The organism is Nocardiopsis tropica (genome assembly GCF_042660575.1).
Lineage (GTDB): Bacteria > Actinomycetota > Actinomycetes > Streptosporangiales > Streptosporangiaceae > Nocardiopsis > Nocardiopsis tropica.
In genome coordinates, this window is record NZ_JBHSUF010000035.1 from 1 (window position 1) to 26913 (window position 26913).

Sequence of the window (26913 nt, forward strand, 5' to 3'; positions counted from 1 at the left end):
ACGTCGGCGCGGCTCTCGGCGTGAGCAAGGGACGCGCCCAGCAGATCGCCGAGGGGCGCACCAGCTGACCCGGGACCCTTCCGAGGGCATGACGAAACCCCCACCCCTCAGCGCTCGGCCCCGGCCGGCCCTCGTCCTCGAGCCGGTCCCGGTCCAGGGCCTCGCGCCCGTCCTCGAGCCGACCCTCGTCGGGCGAAAGAATTCGATCCGGCCTCGTGTGCGGGGAGGGTCGGAGCTGGGCCACGGGGGACTGCCGGGTGGAAGGCGGGGACGCGCGCCCGGAGGGGAGCGTAGCCGGTGGCCTGCGGGACTCGTGAAGGTTCCCCGCTCCCGGACACTCGCGCGGCCAGGTAGTGCCGTCGATCCGAGAAAGCACTACCTGTTGCACGACGGTCGTAGTACCGTCCCTCTGACCTCGCCAAATGCTCTTCGTGCGACGGTTTTCGGGCCTACGACACAATGTAGTAGGCATGGAGGGGTGCCCTGCGCCGGGGCCCCTCGGGAAGCTCCTCCGGCCGGGGCTACGGGGCCGGGGGGTGCGCCTGCGGGCCGGCGACGTCGAGCACCACGGTCCCCGCGATCCTGTCGTGCAGGCCCTGCCGGTTGGGCCTGTTCCAGGCGGCCATGCCGCCGGTGAGCACCGCCATGACGGCGACCAGCAGCCACCAGAGCCAGCCGAGGGCGAAGAACAGCAGGTACACGAACAGGAAGGGCAGCGCCAGCAGCGCGGCGCGCACGACCAGGGCGGTGATGCGCACGGCGCCCAGGCTGCCGGTGCCCTCCACCGGCGCCACCTTCAGCCCCAGCCTGCGCTTGCCCAGGGTCTGGTGCCGGCGGGCGAGGGCGAAGGTCTCGTAGCCGGTGTAGAACGCGAACCAGACCACCGACAGGAAGACCGGGTACCGGTCCTCGATGCCCTGCGTCGACCCGTTGGAGACCTGCTGGACTCCGACCCAGGCCAGCGTCACGACGAGTCCGACGAGCAGCGCGGGCAGGGCGACCAGGACGAGGTCGATGAGCCTGGCCAGGACCCGGGTCCGCCAGCCCGCCAGCGGGTACAGCCGCTCGGGCCCGGGAGGGGCGGAGGGGGCCGCGTGCCCGGCGGCGGGCACGGTGGTCTCGGCCGGGTCCGCGGGGGCGTGCCCGTACGCCCGGTCGTGGGGCGGCTCCTGGCGGCCCTCCGGCCGCACTCCGTGTTCGGGTCCGGGCGGGGGAGCGTTCATGGCGGTGGCCGACCTCCTGGCTGTCGAGGGGCTGCCCGGGGCAGGGTGGCGCACGGACACGCCCGACTGTACCCACCCGGCGGCACCCGTCGTGAACGGGCCGATCCGCTGTGGCCGGCCCCTTCCGGGGCCCGCCCGGCGCCGGGCGTCCCGTCCCGGCCCCGGCCCGGGACGGCGAGTGGCCCGCCCCCGCCGAACCCGGCGGGGGCGGGCCCGTTCGGCCCCGGACCGCTAGAGCAGCTTGGCGAGGAACCGCCCGGTGTAGGACTCGGCGACCGCCGCGACCTCCTCCGGGGTGCCCTCTGCGATCACCGTGCCGCCGCCCGAACCGCCCTCGGGTCCCATGTCGATGACGTGGTCCGCGGTCTTGATGACGTCGAGGTTGTGCTCGATGACGATCACCGTGTTGCCGGTGTCCGCCAGCCGGTTGAGCACGCCCAGCAGCTTGCGGATGTCCTCGAAGTGCAGGCCCGTGGTCGGCTCGTCCAGCACGTACACCGTCCGGCCGGTGGAGCGCCGCTGGAGCTCCGCCGCGAGCTTGACGCGCTGGGCCTCACCGCCCGAGAGGGTGGTGGCGGGCTGCCCGAGCCGGACGTACCCCAGGCCGACGTCGTCCAGGGTCTGGAGGTGGCGGCGGATGGCGTTGATCGGCTCGAAGAACTCCAGCGCCTCGGAGATGGGCATCTCGAGCACCTCGGAGATGCTCTTGCCCTTGTAGTGGACCTGGAGGGTCTCCCGGTTGTACCGGGCGCCGTGGCAGACCTCGCAGGGCACGTAGACGTCGGGCAGGAACTGCATCTCGATCTTGAGCGTGCCGTCGCCGGCGCAGGCCTCGCAGCGGCCGCCCTTGACGTTGAAGGAGAACCGGCCGGGCTGGTAGCCGCGCGTCTTGGCGTCGGTGGTCTGCGCGAACAGCTTGCGGATGTGGTCGAAGACCCCGGAGTACGTGGCCGGGTTGGAGCGCGGGGTGCGCCCGATCGGGCTCTGGTCGACGTGCACGACCTTGTCGACCTTGTTCATGCCGTTGACCCGCACGTGCCGGCCGGGCACGTCGCGCGCCCCGTTGAGCTCCTTGGCCAGCGCCTTGTACAGGATCTCGTTGACCAGGGTGGACTTGCCCGAACCGGACACTCCCGTGACGGCCGTGAACACGCCCAGCGGGAACGCGACGTCGATCCCGTGGAGGTTGTTCTCCCGGGCGCCCTTCACCACCAGCTCGTGCCCCTTCGTGAGGGGGCGCCGCCCCTCGGGGAGCGCGATGACGCGCCGGCCGGACAGGTACTCGCCGGTCAGCGACGTCTCGGAGGTGAGGAGTTCGTCCACGATGCCGGACACCACGACGTGTCCGCCGTGCTCGCCCGCGCCGGGGCCGATGTCCACCACCCAGTCGGCGGCGCGGATGGTGTCCTCGTCGTGCTCGACCACGATCAGCGTGTTGCCGATGTCGCGCAGCCGCTGGAGGGTCTCCAGGAGGCGGGCGTTGTCGCGCTGGTGCAGGCCGATGGACGGCTCGTCGAGCACGTACAGCACTCCCACCAGACCGGAGCCGATCTGCGTGGCGAGCCTGATCCGCTGGGCCTCGCCGCCGGAGAGCGACCCGGAGGAGCGGGCCAGGCTCAGGTAGTCGAGGCCGACGTCGAGCAGGAAGCCGAGGCGGGCGTTGATCTCCTTGAGGACCTGGGCCGCGATGACCGCGTCGCGGTCGGAGAGCGTGAGTCCGGCGAGGAAGGCGGCGCTGTCGGTGAGCGACATCTGCGCGACCTCGGCGATGGACCGGCCGCCCACCGTCACGGCCAGCACGACCGGCTTGAGGCGGGTCCCCTCGCAGGTGGGGCAGGGCACGGTGCGCATGTACCCCTCCAGCCGCTCGCGACCGTAGTCGCTCTCGGTCTCGGAGTGGCGGCGCTTCACCCAGGGGATGACGCCCTCGAACTCGGTGTAGTAGGAGCGGTTGCGCCCGTACCTGTTGCGGTAGGTGACGTGGACCTGGGTGTCGTGCCCCTCCAGGAGCGCCTTGCGCGCGCGGCGCGGCAGCCTCTCCCACGGGGTGTCCAGGTCGAACCCGACGGCCTCGCCGACCGCGGTCAGGATGCGCTCCCAGTAGCCGCTGTTGGGCCCGCCCGACCAGGGGCCGATGGCGCCCTCGGCCAGCGTCTTCTCCGGGTCCGGGACCAGCAGCTCGGCGTCGACCTCCATACGGGTGCCCAGGCCCGAGCAGTCGGGGCAGGCGCCGTAGGGGGCGTTGAAGGAGAAGGAGCGGGGTTCGAGCTGCTCGAAGGAGAGGTCGTCGTAGGGGCAGTAGAGGTGCTCGGAGAACACCTTCTCCCGCTCGGCGTCGTCGGCGTCCAGGTCCACGAAGTCCAGGACGATGGTGCCGCCGGCGAGCTTGAGCGCGGTCTCGACGGAGTCGTTGAGCCGGCCCCGGGCGCTCTCCTTGACGGAGAGCCGGTCCACGACCACGGCGATGTCGTGCTTGTCGTAGCGGCCCAGCTTGGGCGCCTCGTCCAGGCGCACCGCCTCGCCGTCCACGATCGCCCGGGTGTAGCCCTTGGACTGCAGGTCCTTGAAGAGCTCGGTGTACTCGCCCTTGCGTCCGCGCACGACCGGGGCCAGCACCTGGAAGCGGGTGCCCTCGGTCATCTCCAGGACACGGTCCACGATCTGCTGCGGCGTCTGCCGCGCGATCTCCCGGCGGCACTCCGGACAGTGCGGCACGCCGATGCGGGCCCACAGCAGGCGCAGGTAGTCGTACACCTCGGTGATGGTGCCGACGGTGGAGCGCGGGTTGCGGCTGGTGGACTTCTGGTCGATGGACACCGCCGGGGACAGGCCCTCGATGAAGTCCACGTCCGGCTTGTCCATCTGGCCGAGGAACTGGCGCGCGTAGGCCGAGAGGGACTCGACGTAGCGGCGCTGCCCCTCGGCGAAGATCGTGTCGAAGGCCAGCGACGACTTCCCCGACCCCGACAGGCCGGTGAACACGATCATGGAGTCACGCGGCAGGTCCAGCGAGACGTCCTTGAGGTTGTGCTCTCGGGCTCCCCGGACTACCAGTTGTTCGACCATCGAGTGAGACATCCTTCGGCATAGGCACACCGGGGCGCGGACCGCGTCCGATGACGGCGGGCGACCCGTGTGTGGCTTCGCGGCGTGGCGGGCGAACGGCCTCAGGCGACCGCCTCGGCCTCGGAATCGGGCCGGTGAGGGGATACGGGGAGGCCTCCGGCCTTCCCCGTCCGTCAAGACTAACGATCGCCGACGTCGGTTTCTTCCACTACGGAGAAGTGGTGGTGCCCCGGCGCTCGCGCGCCAGGACACCACCACTATAGACGAACAGCTGTTCGAAAAAGGCCGTTCCGCAGGATGTCCGCGGGCCGCCCGGAGGCCGCCCGCCCGAGATCAGGACCTGTCGACCGGAACGTCCTTCTCCTCCTCGACGGCAGGCTTGTTGCGCTCGTCGATCCTGGACTTGACGAGGCTTCCGACGATGGTGATCGTCATGATGCCGAGGATCACGGTCAGCGAGGTGCCGATGCCGATGTCGATGATGTGGATGCCGTTCTCGTGCAGCGCGTGGAAGATCATCTTCACGCCGATGAAGACCATGATCGCCGACAGGCCCCAGCTGATGTAGGCCAGGCGGTCCATCAGGCCGGCCAGCAGGAAGTACAGCTGGCGCAGGCCCAGCAGGGCGAAGGCGTTGGCGGTGAAGACGATGTAGGTGTCCTGGGTCAGGCCGAAGATCGCCGGGATGGAGTCGACCGCGAAGACCAGGTCGATGACGCCGATCGCGAGGATGACCAGGAGCATCGGGGTGACGTGGCGCTTGCCGTCGAGCTTCACGGTCAGCTTGGCGCCGTGGTAGTCGCTGCTGACCGGCCAGAAGCGCTTGACCAGGCGGACCACGGGGGTCTGCGTGAAGTCCTTCTCCTCCTCGTCGCCCTTCATGTGGTCACGGACGATCTTGTAACCGGTGTAGATCAGGAAGGCGCCGAAGAGGTAGAACACCTCGCTCCAGGCGTTGATCACCTGGGCGCCGAGGGCGATGAAGATGCCGCGCATGACGATCGCGATGACGATGCCGACGAGCAGGACCTCGTGCTGGTACTTCCTGGGCACCGCGAAGGAGCTCAGGATGAGGTAGAACACGAAGAGGTTGTCGATGCTCAGGCTCTTCTCGGTGACGAAGCCCGCGAAGTACTCCGCGCCGGCCGAACCGCCGCCGAAGTACCAGACCCCGAGACCGAAGAGGATGGCGATGCCGATGTAGAAGGCCGCCCACCAGGCGGCCTGCTTGATCCCGAACTCCTGGGGACCCTTGTTCTTGCTCCAGGGGTGGTCGACGATGGCCAGGTCGATCACCAGGATGGCGATCATTCCACCGATCGTCGCAGCCCACACCCACATGGGAACGTCCACGGACGGATTCTCCTCCGGTTGGTGCGCGCGAGCAGTGTGCACGCACGTCGAACTACCGGAGGTCTCTCCCGCTCACGTCCGGAGGACGTGAACCGACGGCACCGGGAGAACGACTCTGTACTCCGTGATGACGACACCGCCGCGACAGGGATACTCCCCTCACGTGAAACCAAGGGTACCGGTCGTGCGCACTCCGTGACACACCTTCGGACCCACGGATCAGGATGGCATCTCCGGCCTCTCCCGGGAAGAGGCGGCGGCGGTGGTATTCATCGCTCCTCCGGGACACATGGGTCAGGCCCCCGGGTAGGGGTCCCCGTCCCCCGGCCCGGGGATCCTGCCGCGCCCCGCCCCCGGCGCCCCGCGGCTCAGCGGCGGAGCACCGACTTGTAGACGGCGGCGGCGGCCTCCACCGCGTCCTCCTCGCTCGGCAGCGTCCGCGCGGTCTCCCGTGCGCGGGTCCGCAGATCCGCGGCCAGCACGGGGTCGTCCAGGACCCGCCCCACCGCTGCCGCGAACGCCTCCGTGTCCCCCGGCGGCACCATCAGCACCGTCCCCGCGTACAGGTCGGGGATCCCCCCGACCCGGGTGGAGACCACGGGGAGCCCCGCCCGCAGCGCCTCCATGATCACCAGCGACGGCCCCTCCCACCGGCTGGTGAGACAGAACACGTCCGCGGCGGCGAGGAGGTCGGCCACGTCCGAGCGGTGGCCGAGCATGCGCACGTCGGCGTCCATCTCGGCCGCCGTGTCGTGCAGGCGGCCCCAGAGGGGGCCGTCCCCGGCGATCGCGATCACCGGCTCCGGGCTGCGGTCGGCGATGGAGGGCGCCGCCTCCAGGAGCATGTGCAGCCCCTTCTGTTCCGCGAGCCGGCCGATGGTCAGCAGCAGGGGGCGCTCGGGAAGGACCGCCAGGTCGGCGCGCGTGGCCTCGCGCCCGTTCAGCGGCGTCCCCGTCTCCGGCGCGGCCACCACGGCGAGGCGGGCCTCCCGCGCCCCGAGCGCGCGCATCCGCCGCACCAGGTCGCCGGACACCCCCAGCACCGCGTCCGCGCGGTGGGCCACGATCCGCTCCAGGAGGGGGTAGGCCAGGGCCAGGAGGCCCCCGACCGGCGGCGGCGCGTTGTGCGCCGTCACCACCAGCGGCCGGGCGCCCGCCAGCGCGCAGAGGGCCCCGGCGCGCATCCCGTGCGCGTGGACCACGTCCGCGCCGCGCGTCAGCGAGCGCAGGAGCAGCACCGCGCCGGGGTCCCCCGCCGAGGGCGCGGGGCCGATGGGCACCGGGGAGAAGCGCAAGCCCTCCGAGGTGAACCCGAACTCCTGCTCGGCCTCGGCCGGGCCGAGCACCGCCACCCGGTACCCGCGGGCGCGCAGTCCCGCGCCCAGTGAGCGGACGTGGCGGCCGACGCCTCCTGTGCTGGTACCGACGACCAGCGCGATCCTGCCGTTCACCGCTTCCCCCTCCTGCGTTCGAGTACGGTCCTGGCCCGGTCGGCGACGGCCCGCACGGCGGCACGGTCCGCCAGGGCCGCGACCGCCGCGTAGACCACCAGCCCCGCGGCGCCCGCCGAGGCGGCCGCCCCCGCCGACTGCCACACCCCGTCGGCGGGCAGGAGCCCGGCGACCGCACGGCCCGCCACCCATCCGGCGCCGCCGCCGAGGGCGGCGGCCAGCACCGAGCGCGCCACACCCGCCAGGGCGCCGCGGCCGTGCGCGCGCGCCACGCCCGCGCAGAGCAGTACGGCGGCCAGGGTCAGGCCGACCGTGCTGGCCGCGCCCAGTCCGGCGATCGACCATCCCGGGGGGAGCAGCCACACCAGAACCGCGGCGCACACCGTCACCACGAGCCATCCCACCACCTGGGCCGCGGCGGCGGAACGTCCGTGGTGGGACGCGTACAGGGCCCGGCTGAGCAGGGCGACCAGGCCGAAGCCCACCACACCCGGAGCGTAGGCCAACAGGGCGCGCTCGAGGGTCTGCGGATCCTGCTGGGCGAAGACCCCGGCCACCGGGGCGGCGGCGGCCGCCAGCGCGGTGCCCACCCCGGCTGTGGCCACCACACAGGCGCGGGCGCCTCCGGCGGCGAGCGCGGCGAACCCCTCCCGGTCGTGTTCGGCGTGGGCCACGGCGAGGGCGGTGAAGGCGCTCGTCGCGATGGGGACCGCGATCACCCCGTACGGGAGGGTGAACAGCGCCCACGCGTAGGTGTAGAGCACGGCCGCCCCCGCGCCCCCGCCCCAGTTGGCCAGCGCCACCGACAGCAGGAGGCACACCTGCATGGCCACCAGCGGCAGCAGTGACGCCGCCGCCAGGGAGCGCACCCGCTCCCCCACCCCGGCGGGGAACGTCAGGCGCGGCCGGGGCCCCGTCCTCAGCCGCGCGGCGGGACCGAGCACCGTCAGGAACAGGGCCGCCGCCCCCGCGGTGGTGCCGAGCGACAGGGTGAGCTCCGCCGCGACCGGCAGGCCCGCGACGTCCTGGCGGTGGCCGCCGCCCAGCGGCACGAAGGCCAGGCAGGCGGCGATCACCACGAGGCTGGACAGCAGCGGCGCCAGTGCGGGCGCCAGGAACCTGCGGTGCGCCTGGAGGACGCCGTACAGGACCGAGGCCAGCCCGTAGAAGACGATCTGGGGTGCGAAGACCACGAGCATGCGGGAGGACAGGGCGAGCAGCGCCTCCCCGTCGCAGCCGGCTCCGGCTCCGAGCATCAGCGCCATCACCGGGGGCGCCGCGAGGGCGAGCAGGACGGACAGCGGGACGGACAGGAGCAGCACCCAGGTGATGAGCGCGGACGCGGTGCGGCGCACCTGGTCGTGGTCGCCGCGGGCGGCGGCCGAGGCCATGACGGGGACGACCACGGCCGTGAGCGCCCCGCCGATGACGATCTCGAACAGGACGGCGGGGATCTGGTTCGCGGTGACGTACGCGGTGCCCAGGCAGGTGTCGCCGACGGTCTGCGAGAAGACCACCGTGCGGCCGAACCCCGCCAGGCGCGCCCCCACGGTGGCCACCGCGATGAGCGCCGCCGCCGCGCCGACACCGCTCGTCACGCCGTGGACGGCGCGGGACACCGCGGACACCTCACGCGCACCTCCCCACCGGGCGCCCTTCGCCCGGAGCACCGGCACGCCCGTCGTCCTCCGCCCCTCCGGCGGCCGTCCTGCGGACGGGGCTCCTGCCCCACTGGTCGAGGCGGCGCAGGGCCGGGACGCGGTCGATGACACGAGAGAAACTGGTCACCTCGCTGGCCAGGGTCAGGGCGGCCACCGCACCGAACAGCGCCAGGCGCACCGGGCGCGGCGCCTGCGCGACGGCGGCGGCCCCGAGGGCCGCGCCCAGGGCGTTGGCCCCCGCGTCGCCCAGCATGGAGCGTTCGGCCAGTTCGTCGGGGAGCAGCGCGGAACAGGCGCCCACCACCGGGCCGAGCAGGGGCGCCGCGGGCGAGGCCAGGGCCGGCGCCGCGGCGAGGAGGGCGAACTTGGCGGCGCGGCCGGGGCGCAGGTCGAACAGGTTGACCAGGTTGGCGCCGGCCGCGATGAGCGCGCCGTCCACCAGGGTGTCCACCGGCCCGCGGCGCAGCAGGGAGGCGGCGGCGACCCCGGTGGCGCCGATGCCGACCATCTTGACCAGGCCGGTGGTGACCTCTCCGCGCGCGAGCGCGGCCAGATGTCCGCGCAGGCCGCGGGCCTGGCCGTTGCCCGAGAGGTCGTCGTAGGCCCCGAACGCGGCGGCCCCCGCCGCGGCGAGGGCGGACGCGGCGCGCACCCGCGGCGCCGGCCCGGGGACGAGGAGGCTGGCGGCGCACACCCCCGAGGCCAGGGCCGGTCCCTCCTGGAGGGTGACGACGCGGCCCCGGAAGTTGCGGCGCAGCCAGGCGGAGGGGACGTCCGCCCCGGGCGCCCCCGCGGTGCCCTCCGCCCGGGGGTCTCCGGGAGCCGTGCCGGTCGCGCCCTGCGCCCCCGTCCCGGCGGGGGCGCAGGCGCGCTCGGGCAGGGTGAGCACGGCGTAGGCGGCCCGGGCGGAGGCCGCGCCGACCACGGCGCCCGCCAGCCCCTGCGCCAGGGAGCGGAGGGGCGGCGGGACGGGCCGGCGCCCGCCGCCGGCAGGCGCGACCGCGGCCGTGCGCACGGCGTGGGAGGGCACGGGTGTCACTCCCCCTCCCTGACGGTGCGGCGGGACTCGTCGGCGCCGCCCCTCCCGCCGGTCGCCGCCTCCTCCGCGGCGCCGGACGCCGCGTCGCCCGCCTCGCGGGCGGCGGGCAGCGGGTCGGGCAGGAACCCCCGGACCCCCTCACCGATCCCGTACGCCCCGGCGCCCCCCTCCAGGTTCTCGGCCAGGGCCAGAACGGCGATGATGTCGCCCATGGGGCGCCCGGTCACGTCCGCGGTGGCGAACTCCGGCTCGGCCGCACGGGCCTGGGCGAGCATCCCGTCACCGCGGGAGGACGGCACGTCGCCGGCGAGGACGGCGGCGCCGACCTCACGGTGCAGGGCGGTGGTGACGGTGGTGAGCACCGCGTTGACGGCCTCCCGGTCTGGCCCGTCGGAGGACCCCGCCGCCGGCGCGAGGACGACCAGGGCGTCGGCGGACACGGCGGGGTCGCCCTCGACCTGGACCAGACCGCCCTCGGAGAAGGCGTCCAGAACGGCCTCGGCGTCGTGGGAGCCACCCCCTCCGGGGGTCTCCTCCGCCTCCCGCGGGTCCTCCGTCGCCCGTCCGGCGCCCTCCGCGTCCCCGTCGCCGGACCCCGCCCCGCCGGCGGAAGCCAGGGCGCGCCCGAGCTCCGTGCCCGCCTTGTCGTAGGGTCCTCCGGTCAGGCCGTCGGGGTCCTGGGAGACCTGGATCGACAGCTCGTCGACGAAGGTGGCGTTGCCCGCGTCCACGAGGGCGTCGGTGACCGCGACCCGGCCGACGACCTCGCCGCCCGCCTCCTCGACCCGCGCGGCGAGCCCGTCGGCCACCTCGGGGTTCGCCCCCGGGGCCGTCACCACGACCACGCCCAGGCCGGTGAGGCGGCCGTCGAGCATGTCCGAGGACACGGCCTCGGCCATCTCGTCGGCCCCGGCGTTGACCTTGTCCGCGACGTCGCGCTCGGAGCGCAGGTCCTCGCTCTGGCCGCGCAGGTCCGCGGTCTCGGACTGGAGTGTGTTCAGCAGGGGGTCCTGGAGCATGGTGGTCCCCAGGACCAGCCCCACGGTGAGTGCGAGGAACACCGCGACTATGGACACCAGGTGGTAGCGGAAATCGATCACGTCAGCAGTCCCGTCAGCCAGTAGGAGAACACGTCCCAGCGCGCCGCGAGAAAGGTGAGGTAGACCTGTCCCGCCGGTGAGCTGTAGGCGGCGACCACGATGGTGAGCAGACAGGCGGCGACCAGCCCGAGCAGCGCCCAGGGCGAGATGCGCGAGCGGTACAGGCGGCTGACGCCCTTGGCGTCGACGAGCTTCCCGCCCACCCTGAGCCTGGTCAGGAAGGTGCTGGCCATGCCCGAACGGCCCTTGTCGAGGAACTCCTCCAGGGTGGCGTGCGTGCCCACCGCCACGATGAGGGCGGCGCCCGAGCCGTCGGCCAGCATCATCGCCACGTCCTCGCTGGTGCCGGTCGCCGGGAAGACCACCGCGTCGTAGCCGAGGTCGGTGAGCCGGGGGAGGCCGGGGGCCCGGCCGTCCCGGTAGGCGTGCACGACGAGTTCGGCGCCGCTCGCCAGGGCCTGGTCCGACACCGAGTCGAAGTCGCCGACGATGATGTCGGGCCGGTAGCCGCCCTCCATGACCGCGTCCGCGCCGCCGTCCACGGCGATGATGACGGGTCTGAACTCGCGGATGTAGGGGCGCAGGGCCGCGATGTCCTCGCGGTAGTGGTAGCCGCGGACCACGATGAGGACGTGGCGCCCCTCCATGTCGGTCTCGATGTCGGGGATGCCGATGCCGTCCAGGAGCAGGTCCCGCTCGTGCTGGAGGTAGGCCATGGTGTTGGCCGCGAACGCCTCCAGCTGTGTGGCGAGCCCGGCGCGGGCCTCGGCCATGGCGGCGCTGACGGTCCCCGCGTCCTGGAGGGTCCCGCGGGCGAGCGCCTCGTCGCCGCGGTACAGGGTGGCGCCCTCCAGCCGGAGCCGCTCGCCGTCGCGGACCCGGGTGAAGACCTCGGGGTCGACGTCGTCGACGAGGGGGATGCCCGCCGTGACGATCATCTCCGGCCCCTGGTTGGGGTAGCGGCCGCTGATGCTCTTGGCGACGTTGAGCACCGCCGAGACCCCGCAGCCGACCAGCGCCTCGGCGCTGACCCGGTCCAGGTCGACGTGGTCGATGACGGCGATGTCGCCGGGGCGGAGGCGTTTGGTCAGGTTCTTGGTGCGGCGGTCCGAGCGGACGGGCGCGACCAGCCCTGTGGGAGCGTCCGCCCGGGAGCGGCGGAACCGCATGACTGTGGCGCTGAGCGCATCCGTTACCTTCATCGCTGGCATACTGTCAGAACGCGACTACGGTAAGTCATAACACCTGGGAGATCGGCGTGTTCGGGCAGGACCGCCGTCACCACCCCAACGGGGACGTCGACGGCGGCCTGCCACCGCCCTACCCGGGAACGGGCCCGTCTCACACATCCGCCCCGCGGGTCCCGGGGCTCCCGCTCAGGCGGCGGGGTAGGCGCGCTCCGGAGCGGCGTTGGTGAGCAGCTCCTCGGCGTGGGCGCGGCCCAGCTCGGAGTCCTCCAGGCCGGCGAGCATCCGCGACAGTTCGCGGACCCGGCCCGCGCGGTCCAACCGCACCACGCCGCTCTCCGTGACCAGGCCCTCGGTCGACTTCTCCACCACCAGGTGCGCGTCCGCGAACGCCGCGACCTGCGGGAGGTGGGTGACGACGATGACCTGGGAGCGCTGCGCGAGCTTGGCCAGGCGGCGGCCGATCTCCACCGCGGCCTTGCCGCCCACCCCCGCGTCGACCTCGTCGAAGACGAACGTCGGCACCGGGTCGGCCCCCGCGAACACCACCTCGATGGCCAGCATCACCCGGGAGAGCTCACCGCCGGAGGCGCCCTTGTTGAGCGCCAGCGGCGGTGAACTGGGGTGCGGGGCCAGCAGGACCTCGACCTCGTCGCGTCCGTACGGGCCGAACTCCTCGCCCGTGGTGATCCGCACGCTCACGCGGGCGTGCGGCATGGCCAGGGCGGTCAACTCCTCGGTGACGGCCGCGCCGAAGCGGTCGGCCGCCTCGGTGCGGACGCGCGTCAGCTCCGCGGCGCACCGGTCCAGCCCCTCGTACAGCTCGGCGGCCTCGGCGCGCAGGGCCTCGATGCGCTCGTCGTCGTTGTCCAGGTCCGCCAGCCGCTTGGCCGCCTCCGAGGCCCAGCCCAGCACCTCGTCCGTGGTCCCGCCGTACTTGCGGGACAGGGAGGTCAGGAGCGCGCGGCGCTCCTGCACCTGGGCCAGGCGGCCGGGGTCGGCGTCCACGGACTCGGCGTAGGACGCCAGCTCGGTGGCCGCGTCGGTGAGGATGTAGGACGCCTCGTCCAGCCGGTCGCCGATGGCGGCCAGCTCCGCGTCGTGCTCGCGGACGGAGGCCACCGCCTGGCGGGCCGCGGAGAGCAGCGCGGCCACGTCGACCTCCACGTCGGAGGCGGGGTCCCCCGCCAGGGCCTCGTGGGCGGTGGTCGCCGCCATGCGCAGGCCGTCGGCGTGCGCCAGGCGCGTCTCCTCTGCCAGGAGTTCGGCGTCCTCGCCGGGCAGGGGCTCGGCCGCGGCGATCTCCTCCACCCCGAAGCGGAGCATGTCGGCCTCCTGGGCGCGCTCGCGCGCCCGCTCGACCAGCTCCTCGAGCTCCGCGGTCACCTCCCGGTGGCGGCGGTAGGCCAGGGTGTACTGCTTGGCGGCCTTCGCCAGCTGCTCGCCGGCGAAGCGGTCCAGTGAGGAGCGCTGCCGGTCGGCGCGCAGGAGCCGCTGCTGGTCCGACTGCCCGTGGACCGCCACCAGGTCGTCGGCGAGGTAGGCGAGCAGGCTGACGGGGGCCGAGCGCCCGCCCATCGTGGCGCGCGACCGGCCCTCCGCGGACACCGCCCGGGTGAGGATGAGGACGTCGTCGTCGATGTCGCCCCCCGCCTCCAGCACGCGGTCGGCCACACGGCCGCCGGCGGGGACGGTCAGCCGCCCCTCCACCACCGCCCGGTCGGCGCCGGGCCGTACGCGCTGGGGGTCGGCCCGCCCGCCGAAGAGCAGCCCGAGCCCGGTGACGACCATGGTCTTTCCCGCGCCGGTCTCACCCGTGACGACGGTCAGCCCCGGTGACAACTCCAAAACGGCGTCGTCAATGACCCCGAGTCCCTGGATACGGACTTCTTCGAGCACCGATCCCTCTCCTGTGGTTGGCTCCACTTCATCGCGCGCGCTCGTGCGAACGCCGCGCCGGAACGCACTCCGCGTTCAGTGACCGTGCTCGACCCGCCCGCGCCAACCCGCGACCGGAAGGCCGAACTTGGCCACCAGGCGGTCGGTGAACGGGGCCCGGTGCAACCGGGCCAGCCGGACCGGCGTATCGGCACGGGTGATCTCGATTCGTGCCCCCGCGGGCAATTCGACCATACGCCGTCCATCACACCAGAGCACCCCCGGCGCCGTGTCCGGAAGCACCTCGAAGGCGATGGTGGCGTGCGGCCCCACGACCAGGGGCCGGGCGAACAGGGCGTGCGCGCTGAGCGGCACGACCAGGAGGGCCTCCACGTCGGGCCACACCACCGGCCCGCCCGCGGAGAAGGCGTGCGCCGTGGACCCCGTCGGGGTGGCGCACACCACCCCGTCGCAGGCCCAGCGGGAGAGCGGGCGGCCGTCGATCTCCAGGACGGCCTCCAGGATGCGCCGGGACTCGCCCTTCTCCAGCGTGGCGTCGTTGAGCGCCCAGGAGCGCACCGACGGGGCCCCGTTGTTGCGCCCCCCGTTGAAGACCGCGACCTCCAGGGTCATGCGCTCCTCGACGTCGTAGTCGCGGTTGACGACGCTGCGCACGGTGGCGCCCAGGTCCTCGCGCTCGGCCTCGGCGAGGAAGCCCACGTGGCCCAGGTTCACCCCGAGGAGCGGCGCCCCGGCGGGGCGGGCCATCTCGGCGGCCCGCAACAGGGTGCCGTCGCCGCCCAGGACCATGACCAGCTCCACCCCCTCGGCCGCGTCCGCGGATTCGACGGCCTCGATCGGGGAGAGCACACAGCCCACCGCGGCCAGCTCCTCGACCTCGGCCTTGAGCATGCGCACGGTCAGGCCGGCGCGGCTGAGGCTCTCGTGGACCAGTTGCGCGCTGCGCACCGCCGCGGGCCGACCGGTGTGGGCCAGCAGGAGAACACTGCGTCCGCTGGTCATCGCCGTCCCCTTACGTTCGCTCCCCGACAGGGGAGCCCGAGTACTGGCCGGGAGCTTCGCTGACCCGGCCGGGTCACGTTACCGGACACCTGAGACACGGTGCCATGCCCGTCAGCTCGGCCCCTCCTCGACGGCCCGGGCCAGGTCGGCCGGGTGCAGGGGCGGGGCCCCCGCGCGCAGCCACAGGAAGTACTCGACGTTTCCGGAGGGACCGGGGAGCGGGCTCGCGGTCACGCCGACGACGCCCAGGCCCAGGGAGAGGGCGTGGGCGGCGACGTCGGAGACCGCCTCGGCGCGCAGCGCGGGCTCGCGGACCACTCCCCCCGCGCCGACCTTGTTCCTGCCGACCTCGAACTGCGGCTTGACCATGAGCACGAAGTCCGCGCCGGCCGCCACGCAGTCCTTCAGCGGTCCCAGGACCAGTTTCAGGGAGATGAACGACAGGTCGCCGACGACCAGGTCCGGGCGCGGTTCACCGATCTGCTCCGGGGTGAGCTCGCGGACGTTGACCCGCTCCATCACCCGCACCCGGTCGTTGCTGCGCAACGACCAGGCGAGCTGCCCGTAGCCGACGTCGACCGCGGTGACGTGGGCCGCCATACGGCGGAGCAGCACGTCGGTGAAGCCGCCGGTGGAGGCGCCGGCGTCCAGCGCGCGGCGGTCGGTGACGTCCAGGGCGAAGGCGTCGAGGGCGCCGATGAGCTTGTGGGCGCCCCGGGAGACGTACGGGGGTTCGTCGGAGGGGGCCCTGACCACGATGGGCTGGTCCTGGCCCACCTGGGTCGCGGCCTTGGAGGCCACGACCCCGGCCACCTTGACGAACCCGCCGTCGATGATCTCGGCGGCGTGGCCCCGGGAGCGTGCGTGCCCGCGGCGGACCAGTTCCGCGTCGAGCCGAGTACGTTTTGCCATGGTCACCTACGATACCGAGAGTTATCGGGGGGTGTTCGCGTTCTGGTCGAGCGCCCCGAGCACACCGGACAGCTCCCGGTGCAGGGCGTCGAAGACCGCGACGTGCTCGGACGTGGGTCGGGAGCCCAGTGATTCCAGGCGCTCCCGGGTGCCGCTGAGGGTCTGCTCGGCCACGGCCTCGGCCTGTTCCTTGGGGTCCATGGTTCTCCCGGTGATCGCGTTCGACCGACTCTACTTCTTCGCGGGGCCCTTGCCCTTGGGGGTGCGCTTGGCGGTGGAGCGCGCCCGCGCCGTCTTGGCAGGGGCCCGGGTTCTGGCCTTGGTCCCGGCCGCTCCGGCCTCCGCGGGCGCGGCCTCCTCCCCCTCCCCGGCGGGGTCCCCGGCCCCGTCCCGGTCGTCGGCAGCGGCGCCGGAGGAACCCTCGGGAGCCTCGCCTCCGGGTGCCTCCCGGACCTCCGGGCCCCCGCCTCCGGCAGCCCCTTGCGTCTCCGGCGGGGCGGCGGGTCCGCGGGCGGCGACCGCGTCCGCGTCCTGTCCGGCGGGACCGGTGGCCGGAGCCACCGGGGAGGCCGCCCCCGCCGCCTCGGGGGCCAGGGCCCTCTCCACCGCGTGGCGGGCGGCCAGCCGCCGCTCCAGCTCGGCGACCCGGCGCACCAGCCGCTCGTGCTCACCGCGCGGGACCACGTCCATCCGCTCCAGCTGGCGCCCGACCTCCGCGCGGACCAGGTCGGCGAGGGCCGACCTGTTCGCCTGGCTGGTCTCGATGAGCTCGCCCGCCAGCGCCTGGATGCTCTGCCCCACCCGCGGAGGCGGGGTGTCGCCCTCTCCCGCCCCGGGGAGGGCGGGGCCTCCGGCGCCGTTCGCCCGCAGCAGGGTCTTGGCGGCGGCGACGGCCTGCTTGCGCGAGAGTTCGGTGAGGCCATTGGCGGCATCGAGATAGGTGCGTACCGCGTCGACGACCATGATTCAGGTGCTCCTTGATGGGACCGCGGGAGAATGGGGAAGGGCCCGGGAAGCAGGGGCCACTGCGCAGCGGGGGGTGCTTCCCACGCTACCCCTGCGGGGCCGCCGTTGACACGCGTTCGCGGCAGGCCATCCCATTCGTCACGGTGGACCCAGAAGGATTCCCGGCACACCGCGGTAGGGCATGATGTCGCCATGAGCAGCATCGACGCCTGTCTCGCGGGAATCGAGAAGATCAACCGGCGCATCCTCTCCGAGTCCGAGGAGAAGCGGCGCAAGCACATCCGCGAGCGCTCCGTCAGCGTGGTGGTCCCGGACCTGGGGACCGCCTTCGACATGCGCCTGACGGTCGGGGGCCTGACCGGCCTCACCCACCGGCCCGCCGACCGCGCGGCCCCGGAACCGCAGGTACGGGTCACCGTCGACAGCGACGACCTGGTGGCCCTGTCCGAGGACCGCCTGGACGCCGCCCGCGCCCTCCTGGGCCGCAGGGTCAGGGTGGACGCGAGCGTCGGCGACCTCCTGCGCTTGCGGCGCCTCCTCTGAGCCGGCGCGCGGGCGGACACGACGGCCCCCGCACGGCGGGTACGTTGCTGGGATGCCACGCCACGCTCTCGAACTGGCCCCCTTCCGCGGTCTGCGCTACGCGGACCCGGACGTGGACCGGTTCATCGACGGGGACTTCGACCTCGCACGACTCCTGACGCCGCCCTACGACATCCCCGACGCCGAGGAGGCGCGGAAGCTCCAGCGGTCCGACCCCCACAACGCGGCCCGCGTCACCCTGCCCTACGAACTGGGCAGGCAGGACCCGGACAGCGCCGTGCCGCACCGCTACCGCGCCGCCGCCGACCTCCTGCACAGCTGGATCGGCGACGGGGTCCTCGTCCTGGACGGCGAACCCGCCCTGTACGTGTACGAGCAGGTCACGGCGGACGGCCGGCGCCAGCGCGGCCTGGTGGGCAACCTGCGGCTGCCCGAGGACGGCGCCGGGTCGGCGGTGCGCCCGCACGAGGACGTGGCCGACCCGCCGGTGCGCGACCGGTTCGCCCTGATGGGCCTGGCCCGGGCCAACCTCGAACCGATCTTCCTGGTCTACCGGGGCGGCGGCGGGGCCGCGACCGCCGCGACCGAGGCCGCGGCGGCGCTGGCCCCGCTGGTGTCCGCACGCACCCGCGACGGCTCCGAGCACCGCCTCTGGGCCCTCACCGACCCCGGTGAGCTCCGGCGTGTGGCAGCCGACCTGGCCGGCCGCTCCGCGCTGATCGCCGACGGGCACCACCGCTACGCCGCCTACCGTCGCCTCCACCGGGAGTACCCCGACCCGGGATGGGGCTACGGGCTGGCCCTGCTGGTCGACAGCGACACCCACCCTCCCCGCCTGGGGGCCATCCACCGTGTGCTGCCCGGCCTGGACACCGACACGGCGGTCCGGGAGGCCCGGGAGGCGGCCACCGTGGAACCGCTCGGCACGGCCTCGCCGGAGGTCCTGGCCGGGGTGGCGGCCCGGGCCGGGTCGGAGTCCCCCGCCCTCCTGCTGGTGTCTCCCGACGGGGACGCCCACCTGGCGCACGGCTTCGACGAGGGTGTGCTGGAGCGGGCCATGCCGGAGCGGTCCCCCGCGTGGCGCCGCCTTCCCACCGCGGTCCTGCACGAGGTGCTCATGCCGCTGTGGGAGTTCCCGGAGGACCTGGTGCGGATGGTGCACGACGACCCCGCCGAGGCGGTCGCCGCCGCCCACCACGAGAAGGGGACCGCCGTCGTCGTGCCCGCGCTGGGCGTGGGCCAGGTGTACGCGGTGGCCGACCGCGGCGAGCTGACCCCGCGCAAGTCCACCTCGTTCGGCCCCAAGCCGCGCACCGGGCTGGTCATGAGGGTTCTGGACTGAGCGGCCGGCGCGGGCGGGCCAGCGCGGCCGCCCGCGCCGCGTACACCGCGGCGAAGGCCAGCGCGGCGGTCACCAGGAGCACCACGGCCGTGGGCGCGGTGTAGAGGCTCTGGATCCATGTGAGGTCCCGGCCCTGGGCGAGCAGCGCCACCAGCCGGTGCGGGACCACCGCGGCGCAGACCACGGCGAGGCCCGGTACCAGCCGGAGCGCGGTGCGCCACCGGGCCCGCTCCCTCGCCGCGGCGGCCCACCTCCCGGCTCCGCGCACGCCCCGGACGGCCAGGAAGCACGCCGACACGGCCAGGCCCGCCAGGACCGCGTCCACCGCCAGCAGGAACGGTCCGGCGGGAGGCGCCGGCTCGCCACCGTCGGCCAGGGCGACCAGTCCGTGGAGCAGCGCCGAGGCGTCGGCGCCGCCCAGTCCGGTGTTGGCCATCACCGCGATCCCGTGGCCGCTCTCCGGCAGGAGCGCCTGGTGGGCGGTGTAGGTGAACTGGATGCCGCCGTGCGAGAGCATCGGCGCACCGGCGGGTGTCTCTCCGACGTCCCAGCCCAGCCCCTTGCGCTCCCCACCGGCGCCTCCCCCCAGCGGGGCGTGGGTGGCGGCGACGCCCTCCTCCGAGAGGATGCGCGCACCGTCCGCGCCCCGGCCCCCGCTGTTCTGCGCGACGAGCCACCGGGCCATGTCCGCGGCGGTGGTGACCATGCCCCCGGCGCCGTTGACGTAGCTCGCGGGTTCGACGGCGGGGACGGCGTTCCCCAGGACACCGACGTGCCCCCTGGCCACCCCGGCCTCGAAGACCTCTCCGACGGTGTCGACGGTGACCGTGTCGTCCATGCCCAGGGGCGCGAACGTGCGCTGCTCGAGGAACTCGCCGAAGGGCAGGCCGCTGACGGCCTCCACCAGGCGTGCCGCCACGTGGTAGTTGGGGTTGTGGTAGTTCACCTCCGTGCCCGGCTCCGCGGCCAGACCGGCGCCCGCCAGCCGGGCGACCGCGCCGGAGAGGTCGTCGGGGGCGGGTTCGCTCTTCTCGCGGAAGGCGGTGTCGGACATCCCGGAGGTGTGGGTGAGCAGCTGGCGGACGGTGATCTCCGCGCCGCGCGGGTCGGCGAGGGTGAACCCGGGCAGCCGCTCGGCCACACGGTCGTCGAGCCCGACCTCCCCCTCCTCCACGAGCTGCATGACCGCCAGGGCGGTGAACGCCTTGCTGACGGAGGCCACGCCCATCGGGGTGTCGGCGGTGATCGGCCGGCCCCCGGAGTCGGTGCCGTACCCCGCGACGTGGACCACGTCGGCGCCCCGGGTGACGGCGACCGCGGCGCCGGGCAGCGGCGAGGACGCCAGGTAGTCGTCCAGGTAGGCGTCCACGGCGCCGGGGGTCAGCCCCCCTCCCCCGGGGGCCGCCGTGTCCGCGGCGGCCGGATTCCCGGCGAGGAGGAGGACGGAGGCGGCGAGCAGCGCCGTGGGAAGTCTGAACATGGGTCCATGGTGTTCGCCGGCGCGCCTCCGGCGCCACGGAGCCGGCCGCAGTACCGGCCTGGGGTTCTCCGCACCCGCCCGGTGGGGCCGGCCCCCTACGGCGGCGACCGCCCGTCCCGGCCGGGCCTCCGCCACCGCTGCCGCCGAAAGGGGCCGGGGGCCGGCTCCGGCCCCGCGTCCGGGGCGGGGGTCCCGGCCGTGCCCATCGGCACGGACGGGGCGAAGTGCTCCGGTCCCGCGTCCGGGGCGGGACCGCGGCCCCGCCCCGCAGGCCCCGGCCCCGTGCGACACAGGGCACACCCGTTGCGGGGGTGCGCGGTCACGGGGGCCGGAGGCCAGGCCATAGCCTGAACACCGACCACGCCACCGCACGGAACAGGTTCCCCGACATGTCCCTGCTCGCCGCAGACCGTCCCCTGAACACGCTCTACGACGCGATGCTCCTGGACCTGGACGGGGTCGTGTACATCGGCCCGCATGCGGTGCCCGCGGCCCCGGAGGCGGTGGGCAAGGCGCGAGCCGCCGGCGCCAAGGTGGCGTTCGTGACCAACAACGCCGGCCGCACCCCCGCCCGGATCGCCGAACACCTCACGCAGTTGGGGGTGGCCGCGGCACCCGACGACGTGGTGACTTCTGCCGAGGCGGCCGCCAGGCTCGTGAGCGAGCGCCACCCGGCGGGCTCGGACGTCCTCGTCGTGGGCGACACCGGCCTGCGGCAGGCGGTCCGGAAGATGGGCCTGCGCCCGGTGACGGTGGCCTCGGACTCGGTCGTGGCCGTGGTCCAGGGGTACTCGCGGAGCATGAGCCGGGACCTGCTCGACCAGGGGGCGCTCGCGGTGGCGCGCGGCGCGCTGTACGTGGCCAGCAACGCCGACGCCACCGCGCCCAGCGAGTGGGGCGCCACTCCGGCCAACGGGTCGTTCGTCCGGGTGATCGCGCACGCCACCGGGGTCGAGCCCGTCGTCGCCGGCAAGCCGATGCGCCCCCTGCACGAGGAGGGCATCCGACGCACCGGCGCCCGCAACCCGCTCATCGTCGGAGACCGCCTCGACACCGACATCGAGGGGGCCACCGTGCACGGCGCGGCAGGCCTGCTGGTGCTGTCCGGGGTGACCGCGCCCGCGGACGTCCTCGCGGCCCCCGCGCACCAGCGGCCCGCCTACCTGGCGTGGGACGTGTCGGGCATGAACGACACGCACCCGGAGGTGGCGCACACCGGCCACGGGGCCCGCTGCGGCGGGTGGACGGTGACCGTCACCGGGGGCGCTCCGGCGATCGAGGGGACGGGCGACCGGTTGGACGGCCTCCGTGCCCTGTGCGCGGCCGTGTGGGCGGACGCCACGGTGGACCCTGGCGGCCCGGCCGCGCGCGGCGTTCTGGCCCGCCTGGGCTGGTGAGCACCCGAGCCGCGGCCTCACCGCCCCGGCTCCTCGCGCCCGCCGTGCCCCGATTCGGCCGCGCGGACCAGCGTCGCGGTCCTCGCCTCCACCTCGCAGACACTGCGAACCCCCTCCCGCCCGCGCCAGGTACGGCGGCGCAGCTCCCCGCTCATCTGGACCACGTCGCCCAGCCTCCAGGCGCGGATCCCCTCGTGCAGGTCCTGGTCGAAGCTGGCGCAGGTGATCGAGTCGACCCCCCGGCCGGCGTACCGGCTGTCGGTCGGCCTGGCCACGCAGACCCGCCAGGTGGCGACACGGTCCCCGCTGGGGAGCTCGCGCACGAGGGGCTCCGCGGTGACACGCCCCGCGACCACGATCTCGTTGCGGTGGCCCGGCTCGCGGCGGGGCCCGGTCCCGTCGGAGGGGGCCGGCTCCCCACGGCGGTCGACCGCGCGGGCGCCGGGTCCGGGAGGGGGGTCTGTCGCGGTGCCGGGCTGTTCGGTCGGTGGGCGGGCCGCGGCACGCCGCCGGGCGACCGCCGTCTCCTGTCGCATGCGTCCTCCTGGGATGGTGGGCGGGGGAAGGGGCGCGACACGGCGGAGGGCTCGGAGGCCGCCGGGGGTCCGGCGCTCCGCGGCTGGTCGGGGCGTCTGCGCTGACATCCAGGATCGCCCGGCCCGCCCCCGCGGGGAAGGCCCCGCCGGAACCTGTGGACAACCTTCGGCGACCCGCACCGGCCCGCGCGCCGCGGGTCCTGTCCCGGACGCCCGCCGGCCCGGCACGGCCCGCCCCTCTACTCCGCCCCCGGTCCGACCTGTCATGACGCCCTTGTCCTAGAGTCGGATTCGGTTCGGGACAGGTCCTTCCCGTACCGCACACAACCGAGGGAACAGGGGTGCTTGCCGTGCACGACGACGTGGACGTGAGCGGTCCGCCCGAGGGGATCACCCCCCTGGGCGACGACATCTTCGCCATCGACACGATGCTCGCCGGATACCCGGGGGTCGTGTCGAGCTACCTCATCCGGTCCGAACGGCCCTGCGTCGTCGAGGTCGGCACCGCCGCCTCGGCCCGCGTCCTGCACGGCGCCGTCACGCGCCTGGGGCTCGCACCCGAGGACCTGGCCACCATCGTCGTCACCCACATCCACCTGGACCACGCGGGCGGCACCGGTGACATGGCCGCCCTGTTCCCCAACGCCGAGATCGTGGTGCACGAGCGCGGCGCCCGCCACCTGGCCGACCCGAGCCGGCTGATGGCCAGCGCCGCCATGGTGTGGGGCGACAGGTTGGAGACCCTGTTCGGGCACATGAGCCCCACCGACGCCGCGCGGATCCGCGCTGTGGGCGAGACGGGTGAGATCGACCTCGGCGGCGGCCGCACGCTCGTCTCCCACTACGCGCCCGGACACGCCAAGCACCACATGGGCCTGGTGGACTCCCTCACCGGCGACCTCTACGTCGGCGACGCGCTGGGCGTGTACAGGCCGCTCACCGGGGACGTCAGCCCCGCGACCCCGCCGCCGGACTTCGACCTGGACGCGTGCCTGCGCACCCTCCGGCTCTTCGGGGACATCGGCGCCCAGCGGCTGATGTTCTCCCACTTCGGTGCGGTCACGGCGGTCCCGGAGACCCTTGACAAGGCCGAGGGCGAACTCCGCCTGTGGGTGGAGACGGTGCGCGAGTCCCACGGGACCACCGGGGACCTCGACCACGCCATCGCCATGGTCCGGGACAAGGTGGTCTCCAGGTACAGCCCGCTCCCCGCCGACGCACCGCCGGAGTCCGCCGCGGTCCTCGACATCCTCGCCGGACCGGAGACCAACGTGTCCGGCATCGTGCACTGGCTGGACCGGCTCGCGCAGGAGCAGGCCGAGCGGAAGGCGGACGGGGAGCGCTCCTGAGGCTCGGACCCCGGCCCGGCGGAAAAGGGGATGCGGCCCCCGTCGGGCTCGCCTAGTCTCGCCGCATGACAGTCGAGATCCGCCAGGCCCGACGGGCCGACACACCCGGTCTCTTCTCCCTCCTCCACCGGACGAACCCGTGCCGCGTGCTGACGGAGGAGGTCGTCCTCTGGCGGCTGGACCACCCTTCGGCCGAGTTCGAGGAGACCGTCCTCATCGCCGTGGAGGAGGACGGGAGCGTGGTCGGCCACATACGCGCCGCACTCCGGCGCGGCGGAGAGGCCACCCCGAGGACCGGGGTGTCGGTCCTCGCCTCGGTCGCCGCGACGCATCTGGGCACCGGCCTCGACTCCCGCCTCCTGGACGCCTCGGAGGCCGTCCTGGTCGCGCGGGGGGCCGGGAGCCTGCGGGCGGAGGCGGCCGGGGAGGGCGTGCAGGTCGGCGGAGAGGACTTCGCGGCACTGCTGGCGGAGCGCGGCTACAGCCCGGTCGAGAGCCATCACGTCCTGGGCCTGGACCTGGAGGACCTGCCGGAGGTCCCGCCCGCGCCCGAGGGGGTGGAGCTCCGCCCCTTCGAGCGGTTCGCGGACGACCCGCGGCCCGTCTACGACATCGACCGCCTCACCACCGCCGACGAGCCCGGCGCGGACAACGACGGCCGGTTCATGTCCTACGACGAGTGGCGCTCCACCGTGTGGCCCCGCCCGGACAACGACCACGCCGTGAGCCAGGTGATCCTGGTCGACGGCGCACCGGTCGGTATGACCTGCTACACGTCCGACGGCGGCAGCCGCGTCGAGTCGGCGATGACGGGGGTCCTGCGCGAGTACCGCGGGCGGGGTCTCGCCGGCTACGCGAAGACCGCGGCCCTGCACCTGGCCCGGGACCGGGGCGCCGAGCGCGCCTACACCGGGAACCACGAGGACAACGCGCCGATGCTGGCCGTCAACCGGCGGCTCGGGTACGAACCGGTCGCAGCCGCGACCGTCTATTCCAGGGCGGTCGGGGGCTGAGCGGCCGGGGCCCCGGGCAGCCCCAGCTCCCGCAGGAGGTGCGCGTAGACGCCGTCCGCCCAGGACAGCTCCCGGTCGGCGGGCAGGACGTCGAAGGACCGCACCCCCACGGTCTCGAAATCCCCGCTCAGGGGTTCCAGCCCGGTCACCCGGGCGTGGGTGACGACGGTGACGTGCCCGCTCGCGAGGACGTAGTGGCCCACGACCCCGACCTCGCCCAGGGTGGCGCCCGCCTCTTCGCGCGCCTCCCGCCGGGCGGTGTCCTCGACCGTCTCGCCGGGTTCGGAATGGCCTCCCGGGAACTCCCAGCCCCGGTCCCTGTGGCGGACGAGCAGGGGGCGGTCGCCGTCGTAGGTCAGGCAGACCACCGAGTCGTGGGCTCCGGGGAGCGCCCCCAGGCGCACGACGGCGCCGCCGAGCGGCTGTTCACCGCCCGGCGGCGCGGTGCCGTCGGTGTCCCGGAACGGGCTCAGTACCTGTCCCGCGGTGCCCGGCCGCCGCCGCGGTCGTCACGACGGTCACGGCCCTCGCCGACGGGGGCCTCGTCGGCCTCCGGGAGCTCCTGCTCCTCGGCGTCGGTCCAGACGATCCCGTCCTCGGTGTCGACGTCGACCAGCTCGACGCCCTCGATCGCGGCCAGCCTCTCGTCGGCGTCGGTCACACCATCGCTGTCCACGGCCGAGGCCCGCGAGAAGTACTCGCGTGCGTCGTCCTCGCGGCCCAGCTCCTCCAGGACGTCGGCGTAGGCGTAGAACAGGCGGGCGACCCACGGACGGGCCCGGCGCTCCTTGAGTTCCGGAACCTGGAGTTCCGCCAGTGCGGCCTTGGCGTCACCCATGTCGCGGCGCGCGCCCGCGGCGACGATCCGCAGCTCGATGCGGTCGGCGGTGTCCAAGGAGGCCGCGGCGGGGTCGCCGGTGATCTCCAGCGCCCGCTCGGGTCGGCCCAGACCGCGCTCGCAGTCGGCCATGATGGCGAGGAAGCTGTCCCGGCCGCTCATCCGGCGTGCGGCCCGCAGGTCCGACAGGGCCTCCTGCCACTTGCCGACGGTGTAGGCAGCCACACCGGAGGCCTCGCGCACACCGGGGACACGCGACGCCTTGCGGCGGGCGTAGGCGGCATGGGCGTAGGCCCGCTCGGGGTCCTCGTCCAGGAGCATGCCTGCGGCGACGATGTGCTTGCCGATGAGCTCGGCCAGGGACTTGGGCAGCGAGTGGAGGTCACGCCGGGTCTCGGGGTCGAGCTGGGAGAAGGTGGCCTCCTCCGGAAGCTGCGGCGGGATGTCGGCGGGGTCGCGGTCCTCACGGGAAGGGCGACGGTCGTCGCGCCGGTCGTCCCGGCCCCGGAAGCCACCTCCTCCGCGCCGGTCGTCACGGCGGTCCCCGCCCCGGAAACCTCCACCGCCACGGTCGTCGCGTCCGCGGAAACCACCGCGGTCGCCCTGCGGAGCGCGATCGTCACGGCGGAAACCTCCACCGCCGCGACGCTCACCCTGCGGAGCACGGTCGTCCCGCCCGCGGAAACCACCACGGTCCCTCTGGGGGCCACGGTCGTCGCGTCCACGGTAGCCACCGCGGTCGCCCTGCGGGGCACGGTCGTCGCGTCCACGGAAACCACCGCGGTCCCCCTGGGGAGCACGGTCGTCGCGTCCGCGGAAACCACCGCGGTCCCCCTGGGGAGCGCGATCGTCCCGCCCGCGGAAACCACCGCGATCGCCCTGGGGGCCACGGTCGTCCCGCCCGCGGAAACCACCGCGGTCCCCCTGCGGAGCACGGTCGTCACGGCGGTCTCCTCCGCGGTAACCCCCGCCCCGACTGTCGTCACGGCCCCGGGAGCCACCGCGATCATCCCGCCGGTCGCCGCCACGGCGGTCGTCGCCTCTGTCGTCCCGGGAGCCGCTGTAGCCGGATCGGGAGCGGGGTCCTTCACCACGTCCCCGACCGCCAGGCTCGCCGGAGCGGTCACCACCATGCTCGTTTGCTCCGGAGTCCTCGCGGTCTCCCGATCGGCTGTCCTCAGTCATCCAACCCGTCCGTCAACACTCAAAAGCGCTGCCACCTTGAGCAGTAGCAGCGCGTCATAGTACTCGTGCTCTCCAGCTTACGACATGACATCGCCGCCCACCGCCAAAGCGCCGGCCACCCGACTCCGCCGACCAGTGGGAACTCTCTCCACGGCCATCCCGCACACCACCCGATTCACAAACGCACAAGCATAGGCACAAAAAAGAGGGCCAAGACAGCCCCCAAAGAACCACCCCACCCCACACAAAAAAGGAGGGGGCCGCCCACAAGGCGACCCCCTCCCCCACAAAAAACCGTGGCAGCGACCTACTCTCCCACCCCACCACAGGGCAGTACCATCAGCGCAAGGAGACTTAACGACCGGGTTCGG

The 26913-nt window shown here is 74.1% G+C and carries 23 protein-coding genes; 6 read left to right on the forward strand and 17 right to left on the reverse strand.

The genetic code is table 11. The features are described 5' to 3' along the window. Positions 1-521 precede the first annotated feature (521 nt). The 13 genes from ACFQBR_RS32800 to ACFQBR_RS32860 form a co-directional block, all read right to left on the reverse strand. Complete coding sequence (locus ACFQBR_RS32800) at positions 522-1223, reverse strand: RDD family protein (protein WP_344186042.1); 702 nt, start codon at positions 1221-1223, stop codon at positions 522-524. 231 nt (positions 1224-1454) lie between these two features. After that, entirely contained in the window at positions 1455-4289 is a 2835-nt protein-coding gene (gene uvrA / locus ACFQBR_RS32805) for an excinuclease ABC subunit UvrA (protein WP_344186041.1), read from the reverse strand. Positions 4290-4622: 333 nt separating this feature from the next. Beyond that, positions 4623-5642, reverse strand: a complete 1020-nt coding sequence (locus ACFQBR_RS32810; protein WP_344186040.1) for a TerC family protein — start codon at positions 5640-5642, stop codon at positions 4623-4625. A gap of 368 nt (positions 5643-6010) precedes the next feature. Then, the gene (locus tag ACFQBR_RS32815) at positions 6011-7093 is read right to left on the reverse strand and encodes a glycosyltransferase family 4 protein (protein WP_344186039.1); all 1083 of its coding nucleotides are present in this window, start codon (positions 7091-7093) and stop codon (positions 6011-6013) included. Beyond that, positions 7090-8712 (reverse strand): murein biosynthesis integral membrane protein MurJ, encoded by a 1623-nt coding sequence (gene murJ / locus ACFQBR_RS32820; RefSeq protein WP_378554960.1) that lies wholly within the window; start codon positions 8710-8712, stop codon positions 7090-7092. The genes ACFQBR_RS32815 and murJ overlap by 4 nt, the downstream gene beginning before the upstream one ends. Positions 8713-8722: 10 nt before the next feature. Next, on the reverse strand, positions 8723-9793 hold the full coding sequence (locus ACFQBR_RS32825; protein WP_378554958.1) for a hypothetical protein: 1071 nt from the start codon (positions 9791-9793) through the stop codon (positions 8723-8725). After that, a complete protein-coding gene (locus ACFQBR_RS32830) occupies positions 9790-10893 on the reverse strand; it encodes a copper transporter (RefSeq protein WP_344184673.1) in 1104 nt (367 codons plus the stop codon). The genes ACFQBR_RS32825 and ACFQBR_RS32830 overlap by 4 nt, the downstream gene beginning before the upstream one ends. Beyond that, on the reverse strand, positions 10890-12062 hold the full coding sequence (steA, locus tag ACFQBR_RS32835) for a putative cytokinetic ring protein SteA (protein ID WP_267950316.1): 1173 nt from the start codon (positions 12060-12062) through the stop codon (positions 10890-10892). The genes ACFQBR_RS32830 and steA overlap by 4 nt, the downstream gene beginning before the upstream one ends. Before the next feature lie 207 nt (positions 12063-12269). After that, a complete protein-coding gene (gene recN, locus ACFQBR_RS32840) occupies positions 12270-13979 on the reverse strand; it encodes a DNA repair protein RecN (protein ID WP_344184672.1) in 1710 nt (569 codons plus the stop codon). Positions 13980-14054: 75 nt separating this feature from the next. Next, a complete protein-coding gene (locus ACFQBR_RS32845) occupies positions 14055-14981 on the reverse strand; it encodes an NAD kinase (RefSeq protein ID WP_267948971.1) in 927 nt (308 codons plus the stop codon). 111 nt (positions 14982-15092) lie between these two features. Then, a complete protein-coding gene (locus tag ACFQBR_RS32850) occupies positions 15093-15893 on the reverse strand; it encodes a TlyA family RNA methyltransferase (protein WP_344184671.1) in 801 nt (266 codons plus the stop codon). Between the two features lie 21 nt (positions 15894-15914). Beyond that, the gene (locus ACFQBR_RS32855) at positions 15915-16094 is read right to left on the reverse strand and encodes a hypothetical protein (protein WP_267948969.1); all 180 of its coding nucleotides are present in this window, start codon (positions 16092-16094) and stop codon (positions 15915-15917) included. 30 nt (positions 16095-16124) lie between these two features. Continuing rightward, positions 16125-16856 carry a coiled-coil domain-containing protein gene (locus ACFQBR_RS32860; RefSeq protein WP_344184670.1) on the reverse strand — a complete coding sequence of 244 codons (732 nt, stop codon included), beginning with the start codon at positions 16854-16856 and terminating at the stop codon, positions 16125-16127. Positions 16857-17051: 195 nt separating this feature from the next. Between ACFQBR_RS32860 and ACFQBR_RS32865 the strand changes: the two genes are divergently transcribed. Both ACFQBR_RS32865 and ACFQBR_RS32870 read left to right on the forward strand, forming a co-directional pair. After that, entirely contained in the window at positions 17052-17402 is a 351-nt protein-coding gene (locus tag ACFQBR_RS32865; protein ID WP_267948967.1) for an SCP2 sterol-binding domain-containing protein, read from the forward strand. Positions 17403-17454: 52 nt separating this feature from the next. Then, positions 17455-18744: a DUF1015 domain-containing protein gene (locus ACFQBR_RS32870; protein WP_344184669.1), complete on the forward strand. Its 1290-nt coding sequence runs from the start codon at positions 17455-17457 to the stop codon at positions 18742-18744. Here ACFQBR_RS32870 and ACFQBR_RS32875 read toward each other — a convergent pair. Beyond that, positions 18725-20224, reverse strand: coding sequence for a serine hydrolase domain-containing protein (locus ACFQBR_RS32875; protein ID WP_378554959.1), 1500 nt, complete (start codon positions 20222-20224; stop codon positions 18725-18727). The two genes, ACFQBR_RS32870 and ACFQBR_RS32875, sit on opposite strands and share 20 nt — an antisense overlap. Positions 20225-20613: 389 nt before the next feature. On the opposite strand from ACFQBR_RS32875, the gene ACFQBR_RS32880 reads away from it, so the two are divergent. Further along, positions 20614-21621, forward strand: a complete 1008-nt coding sequence (locus tag ACFQBR_RS32880; RefSeq protein ID WP_267948964.1) for an HAD-IIA family hydrolase — start codon at positions 20614-20616, stop codon at positions 21619-21621. 17 nt (positions 21622-21638) lie between these two features. Here the strand turns inward: ACFQBR_RS32880 and ACFQBR_RS32885 are convergent, their stop codons facing one another. After that, entirely contained in the window at positions 21639-22157 is a 519-nt protein-coding gene (locus ACFQBR_RS32885) for a single-stranded DNA-binding protein (protein WP_344184667.1), read from the reverse strand. Between the two features lie 350 nt (positions 22158-22507). Here ACFQBR_RS32885 and ACFQBR_RS32890 point away from each other — a divergent pair, with 350 nt between their 5' ends. Both ACFQBR_RS32890 and ACFQBR_RS32895 read left to right on the forward strand, forming a co-directional pair. Further along, positions 22508-23506: an MBL fold metallo-hydrolase gene (locus ACFQBR_RS32890; protein ID WP_267950314.1), complete on the forward strand. Its 999-nt coding sequence runs from the start codon at positions 22508-22510 to the stop codon at positions 23504-23506. Between the two features lie 65 nt (positions 23507-23571). Further along, positions 23572-24519: a GNAT family N-acetyltransferase gene (locus tag ACFQBR_RS32895; RefSeq protein ID WP_344184666.1), complete on the forward strand. Its 948-nt coding sequence runs from the start codon at positions 23572-23574 to the stop codon at positions 24517-24519. On the opposite strand, the gene ACFQBR_RS32900 is transcribed toward ACFQBR_RS32895, so the two are convergent. Then, complete coding sequence (locus ACFQBR_RS32900; protein ID WP_344184665.1) at positions 24495-24923, reverse strand: NUDIX hydrolase; 429 nt, start codon at positions 24921-24923, stop codon at positions 24495-24497. The genes ACFQBR_RS32895 and ACFQBR_RS32900 overlap by 25 nt on opposite strands. Positions 24924-24988: 65 nt before the next feature. Continuing rightward, the gene (locus ACFQBR_RS32905; protein WP_344184664.1) at positions 24989-25678 is read right to left on the reverse strand and encodes a tetratricopeptide repeat protein; all 690 of its coding nucleotides are present in this window, start codon (positions 25676-25678) and stop codon (positions 24989-24991) included. Between the two features lie 54 nt (positions 25679-25732). Between ACFQBR_RS32905 and ACFQBR_RS32910 the strand changes: the two genes are divergently transcribed. After that, positions 25733-26602, forward strand: a complete 870-nt coding sequence (locus ACFQBR_RS32910) for a hypothetical protein (RefSeq protein WP_352984995.1) — start codon at positions 25733-25735, stop codon at positions 26600-26602. The last annotated feature ends 311 nt before the right edge of the window (positions 26603-26913 follow it).